Source organism: Chelativorans sp. J32 (assembly GCF_000518985.1).
Taxonomy (GTDB): Bacteria; Pseudomonadota; Alphaproteobacteria; order Rhizobiales; family Rhizobiaceae; genus Chelativorans.
In genome coordinates this window covers 67,184-80,889 of record NZ_JAEQ01000001.1, presented here as the reverse complement: position 1 = coordinate 80,889, position 13,706 = coordinate 67,184, and the positions used below count along the sequence as shown (strand labels likewise).

The window sequence follows — 13,706 nt, the reverse complement described above, 5'->3', positions numbered from 1 at the left end:
GCGGCTTCTAGTTAGCCACCACCATCGAACCGGTCAAGAAAAGTTGATTTCAATCCGGCAAGGGAGCTTCCGCCGCAAGCGCCTTCACCAGGTCGAGCACCCGGCGACGGACCTTCGGATCCGTGATCTTCACGAAGGCACGGTTGAGCTGAATTCCCTCTGAACTGTTCAGGAAATCAGCCACATAAGCCGTCCCCTCCTCGGAAAGCCCCGCGACGGCTTCCCTCTCTTCGCCGGGCGCACCCTCGAAGAAAAAAGAGACAGGCGCGTTGAGAATGGAGGCAATTGCCTGCAGGCGGCTGGCGCCTACACGATTGGTCCCCTTCTCATACTTCTGAATTTGCTGAAACGTGATGCCCAGGCTCTCGCCCAGCCTTTCCTGGCTGATCCCGAGCATGTTCCTGCGGAGCCTGATTCTGCTGCCGACATGAACATCGATCGGGTTCGGCCTCTTCTTGTTGTTAGTACTCATTCATCCCTCGCCGCTCGGGATCGTTGACTGCACGAAAAACCGACGAGGTTCACGCCCCCTCTGCCGGGACTCCCGGCCTGCGCGAATAGTCGGCTGCTGCATATGCGTGGCGCGCTTGGCCGATGTCAATTCGAGGACCGCGCGCGCCATACCCATGCATAACGTTACAGGGAATATCCTAAACTATCAAAAATGTAAGGTCTTAGATGAGGTTTTTCCCAAGTTCGGAATTTTCAGAACGAAAAAGACTAAGGATGCAACATTGCAGGCGCATCCTATGAGAAAACGGCGCCTATACAGCTGAAACGAACGGCACTGCGAGTCCGCGGCATTTTGGCTCGGGACGCAGGTCGAACCGCACCATTGGCCGCCATTGCGCCATTTTTTGACAGGCGGGAATGACCTCTAATCGATATTTTTTGATATACAAAAAAATTCCTTTGGGTGACCAGGCTGCTGCCGACGAGAACGGTTCATCGGGGCACCGGTGATATAGATCACGGCTCGATTCTCGCAGGGACCGGAAATGCAGCTCATTCAAGCCGAGCGGGAGTGATACGCGGCAATTTGCCGCATATCTCGACCGTGCCGGCATAGGTCTGCGAATTGCCGATAAAGCCGTGACTCAATCGGCCGACGGCTCTGGTGCCTTTATCATTCGGCGCCGGCGCTCCGCCGTCCGCCCCTGCACGATGCGCACACGCTTCACCCGTCGTGGATCGGCATCCAGAACATGGAATTCGAACCCCGGCACCGCTTGGACGACTTCTCCGCGGGCAGGAACCCGACCGAGTATATTGAAGATCATGCCGCCTATCGTGTCGACGTCTTCTGCATGCTCGCCCGGCTTGAAGCTTTCGCCGACGGCTTCAGCCACGTCATCGATTTCGGCGCGCGCGTCGACCAGGAAGATCCCGTCTCCGGTTTTCTCGATCAGCGGCTCGTCTTCGTCGTGCTCGTCCTCGATATCACCGATGACCATCTCGACGAGGTCTTCCAACGAAACGAGGCCGTCAGTGCCGCCATATTCGTCAATGACGAGCGCCATCTGGATCCGCGCCGCCTGCATCCGCGCCATAAGGTCGGAAGCAAGCATGGAAGGGGGCACGAAAAGCAGCGGCCGCACGATATCGAGTTCACCGATCGTACGGTTGAGATCCACATTGCCGAGCAGAAGCGAGGGATTCGCCGGGAGTGTCTTGCGGCCGCGGCCATTTTTCTGACGCGCCGCGCGTATCAGGTGGGCGACGACATCCCGAATATGCACCATGCCGCGAGGGTCATCGAGGCTCTCGACATAGACCGGGATGCGCGAGTGTGCTCCGCGCTCGAACTGATTGAGAAGATCACCGAGGGTGGTGGACATCTCCACCGCCTCAATATCCGCGCGCGGCACCATCACGTCTTCAACGCGAAGTTCGCGCAGGCGCAGGATATTATTGAGCATGGCCCGCTCGGCCAGGGTAAGCGGCGCGGCATCCGTCGTGTGCTGGGCCAGGGCTTCTGCCAACTCGTCCTGCAGTGTTGACCCGTTGCGCGAACGGAAGAGACCCGCAATGCGCTGAAACAGCGTTGGCCGGCTTTCAAGGCGTTGCGGAGGTCTACTCGAGCCTTCTTCCCCCTCCTCGGGGGATGCGGCTGCGCTCTCCGGCGCGCCGCCGGGGGCGATTATAGAAGCTTCAGTCATGGTCCTTCGATCATTGCTACCGCAAAATTAGGCGTAGGGATCGCCAATAGCAAGGCTTTCCAGGATTTCCCTTTCAAGTTGCTCCATTTCAACGGCTTCTTCCTGGGTTTCATGGTCGTAGCCCATCAAATGGAGGAAGCCATGAACTACAAGATGCGTAAGATGATGCTCAAAGAGCTTATCTTCTTCCTTCGCCTCTCGTGAAACTGTTTCGTAGCCGAGCGCAATGTCGCCAAAATGACGCGGCGCGCCCGGTGGCCACGCACTTTCCAGGGCAGGAAAGGACAACACATTGGTGGGCTTGTCCTTCCCGCGAAACTGGGCATTGAGCGCCTGCATCCGAGCATCATCGGTGAATAGTACGCTCAGGCTGCCGGCAGATGAGTTCTGTATCCGGGCGGCGGCGGCCGCTACCGCGCGTTCGGCGAGCGGCTGAAGGGCTTTTTCAACCGGCCAGTCTCCCGCCTCTATCGTACAGTCGATCTCAATGGCCGATGCTTCGCCGTCAGCCATCGCTCTGCGCCGCCCTTTCCTTTGGGCCGCGCGACTGGCGGTCATAGGCATTGACGATCGCTGCCACCAAGGGATGCCGGACCACATCCTTTTCGTTGAAGCGTACGGTGACGATCCCCGGCACGTCCTTGAGGATGTCCAAGGCCTCGACCAGACCCGATTTTGTATTGGGCGGCAGGTCGATCTGGCTTGGATCGCCGGTCACGATCATCCGACCGTTCTCGCCCAGACGAGTGAGGAACATCTTCATCTGCATCGGCGTGGTGTTTTGCGCCTCGTCGAGGATCACCACGGCATTCGCGAGCGTGCGTCCGCGCATGAACGCGAGTGGCGCGATCTCGATCACGTCGGCAGACAGCGCACGTTCCACTTTGTCCGCGGGCATCATTTCGTAGAGCGCATCATAAAGTGGCCGCAGATAGGGATCGACCTTCTCCCGCATATCGCCGGGCAGGAAACCCAGGCGCTCGCCTGCTTCCACCGCCGGACGCGAGAGCACGATCCGGTCCACCATGCCGCGCTCCAGCAGCATCGCCGCATAGGCGACGGCAAGGAACGTTTTTCCGGTGCCCGCCGGGCCGATGCCGAAAACGAGCTCCGAGCGCTCCAGAGCGCGCATATAGGCGTCCTGATTGGCAGAGCGCGCATATACGGTGCGTTTGCGCGTCGAGATCTGGGCCGCGGCGAGTTTGCCCTTCCCTTCCAATGTGGGCAAGCTCAACTGATCGTCGGTGGCTTGAGCAAGCCGGACTGCACCATCAACTTCCGAAGCGGAAAGCTCCGTGCCGCCTTGAACAAGACCATAAAGATAGTCCAGGGCCCGCCGGGCCTGCTCCGCGGCAGTGGATTCGCCTTTGATTGACAGCTGGTTGCCCTTGGAACGGATATCCACGCCGAGCTTCTGTTCGAGACGGGCGAGGTTTTCGTCAAACGGGCCGTAAAGCGCGCCGGCAAGCTTGTTGTTGTCGAAGGTGAGCACGATATGTGCCATGTCGGACGCCCCGGAGGGCGCGTTCTTCAGCTCCGGACCACCTGTCAAACGCTATCCCCCCTCGCAGCTTCCATCAGGCCTGCTTCCCGCACCGGCTCGCAAAACAGGCTATGGCTGCCCGCCTGCGTAACGCGCACACGAATGATATCGCCGATCGCTCCCGCCGATTCATCGACGACCACCGGCTGCAACCATGGCGAACGGCCCACGAGCTGGCCCGCCTGCCGCCCCGGCTTCTCGAGCAGCAGATCGATGTCGCTGCCAACCAGGCTTTGCGCGAATGCGCGTTGTTGCTCCGACAAAAGCGCCTGGAGCCGCTGCAGCCTTTCGTCCTTCACCACGTCCGGCACCTGAGCCTCCATATCCGCACCCGGTGTTCCCGGTCGCGGAGAATATTTGAACGAGAAGGCCTGAGCATAGTTCACGTCGCGCACGATGCGCATCGTATCCTCGAAATCCTCATCCGTCTCGCCTGGAAACCCGACGATGAAATCGCCGGACATCGCGATATCGGGCCGGGCAGCACGGATGCGCTCGATCAGGCGCAGGTAGTCGGCCCCCGTATGCTTGCGGTTCATGGCCTTCAGAATTCTGTCTGAACCTGCCTGTACCGGCAAATGCAGATAGGGCATCAACGTGCGCAGATCGCGATGGGCGGCGATGAGCTCGTCATCCATGTCGCGGGGATGGCTCGTCGTGTAGCGTAGCCGGTCCAGGCCGGGAATTTCGGCCAGCCGAAAGAGCAGGCGTCCGAGACCCCATTCCTTTCCGTCCGGCCCCTCGCCATGCCAGGCATTCACGTTCTGTCCGAGCAACGTGACCTCGCGCACACCGGCTTCGGCAAGCCGTTCGGCTTCCGCGACGACCTGCGAAACGGGCCGCGATACTTCCGCACCGCGCGTATAAGGAACGACGCAGAAGGTGCAGAACTTGTCGCAACCTTCCTGGACGGTGAGAAACGCGGTCACCCCGCGATTCCTGACGGTGCTGCGCGCCGGTGCCGGAAGATGTTCGAACTTATCTTCGATTGCGTATTCCGTCTCGACGATCTTTTCGCCGGACCGCGCCCGTGTCACGACCGAGGGAAGGCGATGATAGGTCTGCGGTCCGATCACGAGATCGACCACCGGAGCACGGCGCAGGATCTCCCGACCCTCCGCCTGTGCGACACATCCAGCAACGCCGATGACTGTTTCTCGGCCCCGCTTCGCCCGCTCATCCTTGAGCACCCGGATCCGTCCAAGCTCGGAATAGACCTTTTCCGCCGCCTTCTCGCGGATATGGCAGGTATTGAGCAGCACCAGATCGGCTTCCTCGATGACATCGGTCGGCCGGTAGCCGTCCGCCGCCAGTGCGTCAGCCATGCGCTGGGAGTCATAGACGTTCATCTGGCAGCCATAGGTCTTCACGAAGACCTTTTTGTCCGAATGCGAACCGGCGTCCGGTCGGTTGGAGAATGTGCCTGAACGTTCTGTCGTCAAATCCTGTTCCATAAGCGCGTAACTAGCGTCTTTCCATGTCAAAAAACAGACGAATCTTCTGCCTCAGCGTTGGCGCAGCGCAGCGGTCAACATGCGCCGCACATCTGCCTCAGCTCTTCGCGCCACCGTCTTCCGGTCTGCTTCCGCCGAAAAGGAAATAGGATCGCCGAAATACACTTCCACGTCGATCGCCTTGAGTTGAAGAAGCATCTTCAGATGCGGCACGAAATCCATGTCTCCAATCCAGGAAAGCGCCGCGCGCTCGCGCCGGTCCAGCTGCAGCCCGTTTCGGCGCAGATAGGCGATTGCCACCGGCTGCACAATGACGCGATCTGCCTTGCCGCAATCGAGCGCGAGATAGGCCGCGCCGAAGAGAGTGCTCTTGAACGCCATGACGCGGTTCCCATCGCCTGTCGTGCCCTCGGCGAACAGCACCATCGGATCACCGCCGGCCAGCCGTTCGGCGATTTCGCGAGCCTGGGCCGAGGCGGTCCGCTTGCGCTCCCGCTCGACGAAGACCGAGCGCTGCAGGCGGGCGAAAGTGCCCAGGACCGGCCAGTTCCGCATCTCGGCTTTCGCCACGAAATGAACGCCCGTGATGGAGCCCAGAACGAGTATGTCGGTCCAGGAAACGTGGTTTGAAACGATCAGCAGCGGGCGTTCCGCCGCTGGCGCGCCCTTCACATGCACGCGGATGCCAAGAACCCTCAACGTCAGCCGGTGCCATAGCCGCGGGGCGATGCGGTCGCTCCACCAGCGGGTACGCAGCGCCAGTTCCTGAAAGAGGATCAGCGGCAGCGTATAGGCCGCCACAAGCAGCAATTTTCCGATCAGGCGCATCTTGCCGAGCACGTCGCAAATCCCCGCAAGATCGGACTAGCTGAGATCCCGCCGCATGACCAGCGCGTTGCTCCGCCTGGCGGTTGCGTCCCGATAGTAATCGCGCCTATGCCCCACCTGCCGAAAGCCCAGACGGCGGTATAGCGCAATGGCAGGTGCATTGTTCTCGTCCACCTCCAAGAAGAGAGCCTCTGCCCGTTCGGCGTGAAGCGTGCGGAGGACCGCATCCATCAGCATTCGGCCGATGCCGCGGCGACGCAAGGAGCGGCTGACGGCAATCGTGAGGATCTCTGCCTCGCCGGCTGCATGCCGGGCGAGGACGAAGCCGCATGGCTTGCTGCCCGGGGTGCCCTCTTCGATCGCGGCGAAGCCGAACACGGTTTCTTGCGACAGGAGTGATTCGAACTCGCCATCCGTCCATGGCCGCACGAAATCCTCCCGGTGCAGCGAAGCAAGGATGCGGCCATCCGAGATTTCGAGTGGCCGCACGACAAAGCTCTTCCGCAGAAGACGGGAAAGGGAAAGCGCCATTATCACCCCTTCAATGGGAGGGCAAAGCCACTCTGGGGCTTTGCGTCCGGTGCGCGCAGATAGAGCGGCTTGGGTTTTTCCTGGCCCAGTGGCCGCGAGGCCGCCACGCGCGCATAAAAGAGTATATCCGCGGTCGCTGCCAGCGGCCCTTTCTCAAAATCCCCCCCGGCATTCTCCGCCACAAGGTCGGCTACATCGCCCGCAAGAACCGGTCGGCCCGTCAGCGCAGCGTTCACCAGATCCTCCATGCCTGCAAGCCGGGGACCGTCGAGGATTTTGCCGGAAGGATCGAACAGCCCCATCGCAAACGGCTCGGTGCGTCCGACGGCACAAAGAACCTGCCGGCCAGGAAAGCTTGCTCTTGTCTGAGCCGCCAGTGCTTCGAGCGTCGTGATGCCCATAGCCGGTATTTTCAGGGCGAGCGCGAAACCACGCGCGGCGGAAACCCCGACGCGAATGCCGGTGAACGAACCCGGTCCGACCGAGACCGCGATTGCACCGATGTCGTTGAACGAGAAGCCGGCCTGTTCAAGCGCGTTCTCAACAACGGCCATGACATGTTCGGCGTGGCCCTTGCCGAGGTCCAGCACAACGCGGGCCCGTTCCGTTCCTGCTTCGGTGTCATAGATGCAGGCGGCACAGAGTGCGGCGGCCGTATCAATGGCAAGGATGTTCATGCGCTACATCTATGGCATTCAAGCGGCTCACGCCGTGCCAAGCTGGAGTTGAAGCCGGGGCAGAAAACGGCCGGGAATGGAGCCGGACGGCGAACGGCCGACAATCACCGCTCCCATCTTCTCGTAGAATGCCACGGCACCGGGATCGGCGTCGAAGGCAAGCACGCGAGCGCCGCATTTCATCGCCTCGGCCTTTGCCCATTCGAACAGCGTGCGACCGAGCCCCTTTCCTTGGAGATGCTGCTCGACAAACAGCTTCTTGAGCTCGGCTTCCGTACCGGTGGCGGATATTTCCGCCATTCCGACGGGAACGCCCTCCAATTCGGCCACGACCAGGTGCGGCTGCAGCGGGTCCACCGTCAGCTCTGCCCGGCAGGCCTCGATGAAGATCTCATCATAGCCATGAGAAGCCTTCGAGCGGAGGCAGAGCTCCGTCAGGGCCGGCCCCTCGTCAGCTCTTGGCGGCCTCAGCAGCATGTGACCTATCCCGCGCCTTCTTCTCGAGACGCCGCGCATGAAGCACGGGCTCAGTGTAGCCGTTTGGCTGCTCGCGTCCTTTGAACACGAGGTCGCAAGCCGCCTGGAATGCAACCGACTTGTCGAAGTCCGGCGCCATCGGCTCGTAGTTCGGGTCACCGGCATTCTGCCCGTCGACCACCTCGGCCATGCGCTTCATCGTTTCCATCACCTGCTCGCGGGTCACGACGCCGTGATGCAGCCAGTTGGCGATGTGCTGCGAGGAGATGCGGAGGGTGGCGCGATCCTCCATCAGCCCGACATTGTTGATATCCGGAACTTTCGAGCAGCCGACGCCCTGGTCGATCCAGCGGACGACATAACCCAGGATGCCCTGGGCGTTGTTGTCGAGTTCCTGCTTGATGTCCTCGGGCGACCAGTTAGGCCGAACAGCGACGGGAACGGAGAGGATATCCGCAAGCTTTGCGCGCGGACGCGATTTGAGGCTCTCCTGAACCGCCTTCACGTCCACCTTGTGATAGTGCGTCGCGTGCAGGGTGGCGGCCGTTGGTGAAGGCACCCACGCCGTATTCGCGCCAGCCTTGGGATGAGCGATCTTCTGTTCGAGCATGGCCGCCATCAGGTCCGGCATGGCCCACATGCCCTTACCGATCTGCGCGCGGCCCGAGAGCCCGCATTCGAGGCCAATGTCCACGTTCCAGTTCTCGTAGGCGGCGATCCACGTCGACTGCTTCATGTCGCCCTTGCGGATCATCGGGCCGGCTTCCATCGACGTATGGATCTCGTCGCCCGTGCGGTCGAGGAAACCGGTATTGATGAAGACCACGCGCTCGGACGCCGCGCGGATGCACTCCTTCAGGTTGACCGTGGTGCGGCGCTCCTCATCCATGATGCCCATCTTGATGGTGTTGGACTTCATGCCCAGGGCGTGTTCCACCCTGGTGAAGAGATCCACGGCGAAGGCGACCTCCTCCGGCCCATGCATTTTGGGCTTCACCACATACATCGAACCGGTGCGGCTGTTCATGCGCCGGCCGTTCGGGCCGATGTCATGCAGCGCGATCATGGCCGTGAACATGGCGTCCATGATGCCCTCCGGCACCTCCTGGCCGTCACGGTCGAGAATTGCCGGGTTGGTCATCAGATGACCGACATTGCGCACCAGCATCAATGAGCGGCCGGGCAGCACGACTTGAGAGCCATCCGGAGCCGTCCGGCTGACATCCGGGTTGAGCCTTCGCCTGACGGTCTTCCCATCCTTTTCGAAGCTCTCTTCGAGATCTCCCTTCATCAGGCCGAGCCAGTTGCGATAGGCGAGCACCTTGTCCTCGGCGTCGACCGCGGCAACGGAATCCTCGCAATCCATGATCGTCGTCAACGCGGCTTCAAGGATCACATCGGATATGCCGGCCTTGTCCGTGCTTCCGATCGGGTGGCTCCGGTTCACGACGACGCGGACATGGAGGCCGTTCCTGGCCAGCGCGACTTCCTGCGGGTCTGTAGCGTCGCCGCGATAGCCCACGAACTGCGCCGGATCCTTGAGTGCGGCCAGGGCGTGCTCCGTCCTGACGGCCAGCCGGCCATTCTGCACCACAAGGCCCGTCGCGTCGGCCCAGCTGGCGCCATCGAGCGGCGCGCTCTCGTCGAGAAAGCGGCGTGCCCAGGCGATGACCTTTTCCCCGCGCTTCGGGTTGTACCCAGCGCCACGATCCGCGCCATCCGCTTCGGCGATCGCGTCCGTTCCATAGAGCGCATCATAGAGCGAGCCCCAACGAGCATTGGCCGCGTTCAACGCATAACGGGCGTTCGTGATGGGAACCACCAGCTGCGGCCCCGCCACCTCTGCGATCTCGGAATCCACATCCGATGTGGAGACCTTGAAATCCGGTCCCTCCGGAAGAAGATAGCCGATCTCCCGCAGGAAGGCTTCATAGGTCTCCAGATCCGCCGGAGCGCCATTCTCACGGTGCCAAGCGTCGATCCTGGCCTGCAGTTCATCCCTGTGTGAAAGAAGCGCGCGGTTGCGCGGTGAAAGCGCGTGAACGATATCTGAAAGCGCATCCCAGAAAGTCTGGGCGTCGACGCCCGTTCCCGGCAGAGCTTCGTTTATCGCAAAATCATGCAGCTCACGGGCAATCTTGAGCCCATTGATTTCCACGCGATCCTTCATGCGGCACCTCGGCAATTTCGTACTGCAGGGGTTTGATCATGGCCGGCGTGCCGGGTCAATCATCATGGAGGAGCTTTTGCCGGCGAATCGATTACCCGCCAAAGCAAAGGCCGTCCCGGCCAGAGCCGGAACGGCCTTGATCTTACCCGGCGGGAAAAGCGGTGAGCCCACCGGAGACAAATGGTCTGTTATCTCATCGTCTGATCTTGAGGAGGCAGGTTTTCGTCCTGGACGGACGGGGTCTGCGTCTCCTGCCCCGCCAGAGGGCGAAGGACCGGAGAAGCGGCCACCGTGCTACCGGTATGTATCTCGTTGTCGAAAAGGTCACCTTGCCGCATCGAGTAGGGAAGGTTGTCCTCGTCGCTTGTGCGGAACTGCTCGTTCATGTGCTCGCCTCGAGTCAGGTAGCGCAGCGGACCAATGCTGCCGGTGGTCACCGAAGCATCCACCTCCTGATTGCCGGCAAGGTCGGGCGGTAAATCATCTGACAAACTGGCGCCTGCACCCATCAGGAGCAGAGCCGAAGTCGCAACAAATAGCTTACGCATTTCGGTTCTCCTTCAAGTGTCTCTCTAAACATGAGGTCGCCCACCCCTGCTCGCCTAACCCCTGAGCAGAATCAGGGTTCCGATTTTTGTGCGCCTTGCCCCTCACAAGACCTTGAAGATCGGTGATCCTGGCAGCCAATGAAGCCTTTCGCCGCACGATTTCCGGAGTGCCTAGAACACCCGGCACACCAAACTCTTGGAGAAAGTCTGCTTAAAAATTTTCGAGGGCGCCCCCGGGACGGCCTCCTGCGGCGAACGCATGAGGCCTGTCCCGGGCGTGCAAAACCGGCTTGGGAGCCGGTCGCTACGGCTTAGTCGTTGCTGATCTTGAACTGCTGGGTCGCAGCGTCAGAGGTTGTCCCGGGAACGCCGGAAGTCACGAAGCCGCTATCGATATTGCCGGCGGACTGCCCAGCACCCACATTGCGGGCCGGGAAAGCGTCCTTCGAGCTCAGACGGAAGTCATCGGCGGCCGAGTATCCACGCTCTACGGTCCCGGTGTATTGGGAGGCGGGGGCGGTGAGCTTGGGCGTCGCAAAGGGGGAGGCGTCATTGCTTGCCAAGGCCGGGCCGGCAACCAGAGCAGCCAGAGCGGAGGCGACGAAAAGGGACTTACGCATAATCGAATCTCCATTGCTGAACACGACGATCGTGCTCTTCACTCAATAAAAATGGGCACTAGAATCCAAATTTCTAGATCTGCATGATCACTAATTTGTGATCGGTCCATCATTCGCGGGAATGTGCGCAATAGCGAAGCCGATCGGCAGATTGAAGATTGATGCCGCAGCCCTCATCCGCTATGAAGGCCCGCGCGGTCCGAAGCGGCCCGAGCACCCGTAGCTCAGTTGGATAGAGTGCTGCCCTCCGAAGGCAGAGGTCACAGGTTCGAATCCTGTCGGGTGCGCCATTTCCAGATTCGATCTTAAACACCGAGGCGGGGCGCTGATTGGCGCTACAGCAATTCCCGTTCGCGGGTTCGAATTCAGCTGGCCTGTGTGCCAGGCGCGGATCGCCCGCCTGCGATCTCATTCGCGACTTAGCTGCCTCATCCCTTCTGCCGCACCTCCATTATGGCAAGTGCCGCCCTCACCACGCTGTCGGCAAATTCAAGACTGAGCGGGAGGTGCCCCAGCAGAAGTCGATAGAACACCGGCGCATAAAGCATATCAAGCAGGACTTCGATATCCTCTGGGGCCGGCATGCTGCCGTGGTTCACCGCCCCTTCAATAAGTTCGCGGCCACGTTCGCGGCTTGACAGGATCACGCGATTCCGAAAGGCCTTGGTCATCTCGCTCTCGGGGTCGGATGCTGCCAGCGTGAGAGCGATCTGGCGGCCCCGCGTGGTGGCAAAGGCGGTGACGAGCGAGCGCATCTGGGCAAGCAGTTGGTCCTCCAAGGAGCCGCCACCACCTGTCTCGCCGCCGTCATAGCCGATCATCAACGCAGCCATGGCCAGCTCGCTGGCGTTGGACCAATGGCGATAGATCGTTGGCTTGCTGACCCCCGACTTTGCGGCCACCGCTTCAATTGTCAGCCGACCAAAGCCCTCGTTCATGAGGATGTCGTGCGCGGCTCGCAGGGCTTTTGCGCGTGCAGCCAGGCTGGGCGGTCTGCCGCGCTTGCGTTGTTCAAGATCTTGACTCATTTATTTACGATACGTAACGTAAATAGAAAATCACTTCAAGGCAGCTTCGAATGTCCACGATTGCCTCTCTCATTCCCTACATCATCGTCAAGGACGCCAATGCGGCCATCGCCTTTTACAAGGCTGCTTTCAAGGCGACCGAGCTTTTCCGGATGACCGATCCGAACGATGGGCGAGTGGGCCATGCGGAGCTGAAATTCGGCGAAAGCATCCTCATGCTTGCCGACGAGTATCCGGATTTTGGTGCGGTTGGACCCGAGACGATCGGAGGCTCGCCCGTCACCTTGCATCTGAAGACGGGCGCCGTCGACGACGATGTTGCCTGTGCCGTCCAGCACGGAGCAACGGTGCTGCGTGCGGCAACGGACCAGAGCTTCGGTGAGCGGAACGCTTTGATCCTCGACCCCTTCGGTCACCGTTGGATGTTGTCGCAAACGATTGAAGATGTCAGCCCGACAGAGATGCAGCGACGCTGGGACGAGGAGGCTTGACGCCAGAAAGGACCCCTACGCATGGAATCGGCTCGAGAATCAAAGCCCGTGATCCTGCTGGCCCAGGATCAGGGGCGGCGATATGGCATGGGGCGGGTGACCGCGATCTTCAAAGCTGACGAAGCCGAAACCGATGCGCGCTACTCGGTGTCGGAGTGGATTCTTGAACCTGGTTTCGAAGGCGTGGGCCCGCACAGCCACGACACAAATGACGAGCTATTCCATGTAGTAGACGGCAAGCCGGAGATCCTCGTCGGGCGATGCTGGACAGCGGCTGGGAGGGGGACGTTTGTTCGCAAATCCGGCCGGCGTGACGCATGACTTCCGCAACCGGCACTCTGCCGTTGCACGGCTTCTCAACATCTTCATTCCCGGCGGATTTGAACGCCAAATGCCTAGCATCGTATCCTGGTTTGAGGAACAATCCGCAGGGAACTGCGGTGAATGTGCGGGACCAGGCGATCGCCCGCGGCAGGGGCGTTGGAGGGGAGCGTGTCATCTGATAACCTTCCAGGGATGACAGCGCATCTTTGACGATATGCGGAAAGCCACGTGCCCCCACGCATATTTCGCCAACTCTTCCGGGAAGCTGAGCGGGCCGCTCGCGGCCGGGCGGAAGCCGAAGACCTCTTTCAGACGGTTTGGCTCGCCGCGATCGAGGCCGGCAGAGGCGACCTCTCCTCTCCGGCCAATCGCCGATGGTTCGTCGGCGCACTTCGCAAGCGGGCCATGTTCGACGCACGCACCGCGATTCGCAGGCGCGCACGCGAAGAACGCGCGGCTCTCCGGCACGTACATACCATCCAGACAGTGGAGATCCCGGCGTGGTTTCTGGAACGGCTGCCGCCGAAGCTGCGCACCACGGCGATGCTGGTTCTGACAGGCCATAACAAGAGTGAAATCCTCTGGCTCCTGCGTATCCAAGGAGCCTGCCTTCCGCCAACGCGTCGCCGATATCCGGCGGCGCTGGCGCGCCGAGGGCGGCGGCTCGCTGGACGGTCTCTCGGTGCTCGACGGTCCGCTCAATTTCGGCGTCATTCGTCGCGCGCTTCTGCCGGCCGTTCGGCGCCGGAGCGTCGTGCTCGGCGGCCACGATCCGGACGGACACCTTTTTGTCGTAGGCACCTCACAAATACCGGCTGCTCGGCAACTAAGGACGGTTAGACCACCTGAGGAGTAG

The 13,706-nt window shown here is 61.0% G+C and carries 16 protein-coding genes and 1 tRNA gene; 4 read left to right on the top strand and 13 right to left on the bottom strand.

All coding sequences use genetic code 11. From position 1 onward, the window contains the following. Nucleotides 1-49 precede the first annotated feature (49 nt). The 12 genes from CHEJ32_RS0100420 to CHEJ32_RS0100360 all read right to left on the bottom strand — a co-directional run bounded on the left by CHEJ32_RS0100420 (nt 50) and on the right by CHEJ32_RS0100360 (nt 11,007). Nucleotides 50-472, bottom strand: a complete 423-nt coding sequence (locus tag CHEJ32_RS0100420; protein ID WP_028032067.1) for a helix-turn-helix domain-containing protein — start codon at nt 470-472, stop codon at nt 50-52. Between the two features lie 625 nt (nt 473-1,097). Beyond that, the gene (locus tag CHEJ32_RS0100410) at nt 1,098-2,159 is read right to left on the bottom strand and encodes a hemolysin family protein (RefSeq protein WP_028032066.1); all 1,062 of its coding nucleotides are present in this window, start codon (nt 2,157-2,159) and stop codon (nt 1,098-1,100) included. Between the two features lie 27 nt (nt 2,160-2,186). Beyond that, nucleotides 2,187-2,672 (bottom strand): rRNA maturation RNase YbeY, encoded by a 486-nt coding sequence (gene ybeY / locus CHEJ32_RS0100405; protein ID WP_028032065.1) that lies wholly within the window; start codon nt 2,670-2,672, stop codon nt 2,187-2,189. Next, nucleotides 2,665-3,663 (bottom strand): PhoH family protein, encoded by a 999-nt coding sequence (locus tag CHEJ32_RS0100400; RefSeq protein WP_051469379.1) that lies wholly within the window; start codon nt 3,661-3,663, stop codon nt 2,665-2,667. The genes ybeY and CHEJ32_RS0100400 overlap by 8 nt, the downstream gene beginning before the upstream one ends. 44 nt (nt 3,664-3,707) lie before the next feature. Beyond that, nucleotides 3,708-5,156 (bottom strand): tRNA (N6-isopentenyl adenosine(37)-C2)-methylthiotransferase MiaB, encoded by a 1,449-nt coding sequence (gene miaB / locus CHEJ32_RS0100395; RefSeq protein WP_028032063.1) that lies wholly within the window; start codon nt 5,154-5,156, stop codon nt 3,708-3,710. A gap of 51 nt (nt 5,157-5,207) precedes the next feature. Further along, nucleotides 5,208-5,996, bottom strand: coding sequence for a 1-acyl-sn-glycerol-3-phosphate acyltransferase (locus CHEJ32_RS0100390; RefSeq protein ID WP_028032062.1), 789 nt, complete (start codon nt 5,994-5,996; stop codon nt 5,208-5,210). 24 nt (nt 5,997-6,020) lie between these two features. Further along, nucleotides 6,021-6,515, bottom strand: coding sequence for a ribosomal protein S18-alanine N-acetyltransferase (rimI, locus tag CHEJ32_RS0100385; protein WP_028032061.1), 495 nt, complete (start codon nt 6,513-6,515; stop codon nt 6,021-6,023). Between the two features lie 2 nt (nt 6,516-6,517). Next, on the bottom strand, nt 6,518-7,192 hold the full coding sequence (gene tsaB, locus CHEJ32_RS0100380) for a tRNA (adenosine(37)-N6)-threonylcarbamoyltransferase complex dimerization subunit type 1 TsaB (RefSeq protein ID WP_028032060.1): 675 nt from the start codon (nt 7,190-7,192) through the stop codon (nt 6,518-6,520). Nucleotides 7,193-7,219: 27 nt separating this feature from the next. Continuing rightward, nucleotides 7,220-7,669 carry a GNAT family N-acetyltransferase gene (locus CHEJ32_RS0100375; protein WP_034657673.1) on the bottom strand — a complete coding sequence of 150 codons (450 nt, stop codon included), beginning with the start codon at nt 7,667-7,669 and terminating at the stop codon, nt 7,220-7,222. Next, nucleotides 7,644-9,839: a malate synthase G gene (locus CHEJ32_RS0100370; RefSeq protein WP_028032058.1), complete on the bottom strand. Its 2,196-nt coding sequence runs from the start codon at nt 9,837-9,839 to the stop codon at nt 7,644-7,646. Before CHEJ32_RS0100370 ends, CHEJ32_RS0100375 begins: the two co-directional genes overlap by 26 nt. 188 nt (nt 9,840-10,027) lie before the next feature. Next, nucleotides 10,028-10,387 (bottom strand): hypothetical protein, encoded by a 360-nt coding sequence (locus CHEJ32_RS0100365; RefSeq protein WP_028032057.1) that lies wholly within the window; start codon nt 10,385-10,387, stop codon nt 10,028-10,030. A 311-nt stretch (nt 10,388-10,698) separates the two neighbouring features. Further along, a complete protein-coding gene (locus tag CHEJ32_RS0100360; RefSeq protein ID WP_028032056.1) occupies nt 10,699-11,007 on the bottom strand; it encodes a hypothetical protein in 309 nt (102 codons plus the stop codon). A gap of 213 nt (nt 11,008-11,220) precedes the next feature. Here CHEJ32_RS0100360 and CHEJ32_RS0100350 point away from each other — a divergent pair. After that, nucleotides 11,221-11,297: transfer RNA gene (locus CHEJ32_RS0100350), tRNA-Arg, on the top strand. Between the two features lie 138 nt (nt 11,298-11,435). On the opposite strand, the gene CHEJ32_RS0100345 is transcribed toward CHEJ32_RS0100350, so the two are convergent. Next, nucleotides 11,436-12,035 carry a TetR/AcrR family transcriptional regulator gene (locus CHEJ32_RS0100345; RefSeq protein WP_028032055.1) on the bottom strand — a complete coding sequence of 200 codons (600 nt, stop codon included), beginning with the start codon at nt 12,033-12,035 and terminating at the stop codon, nt 11,436-11,438. A gap of 50 nt (nt 12,036-12,085) precedes the next feature. On the opposite strand from CHEJ32_RS0100345, the gene CHEJ32_RS0100340 reads away from it, so the two are divergent. The 3 genes from CHEJ32_RS0100340 to CHEJ32_RS26035 all read left to right on the top strand — a co-directional run bounded on the left by CHEJ32_RS0100340 (nt 12,086) and on the right by CHEJ32_RS26035 (nt 13,706). After that, the gene (locus CHEJ32_RS0100340; RefSeq protein ID WP_028032054.1) at nt 12,086-12,526 is read left to right on the top strand and encodes a VOC family protein; all 441 of its coding nucleotides are present in this window, start codon (nt 12,086-12,088) and stop codon (nt 12,524-12,526) included. A gap of 21 nt (nt 12,527-12,547) precedes the next feature. Continuing rightward, nucleotides 12,548-12,847: a cupin domain-containing protein gene (locus CHEJ32_RS27595; RefSeq protein WP_245260908.1), complete on the top strand. Its 300-nt coding sequence runs from the start codon at nt 12,548-12,550 to the stop codon at nt 12,845-12,847. A gap of 574 nt (nt 12,848-13,421) precedes the next feature. Further along, complete coding sequence (locus tag CHEJ32_RS26035; RefSeq protein WP_051469278.1) at nt 13,422-13,706, top strand: hypothetical protein; 285 nt, start codon at nt 13,422-13,424, stop codon at nt 13,704-13,706.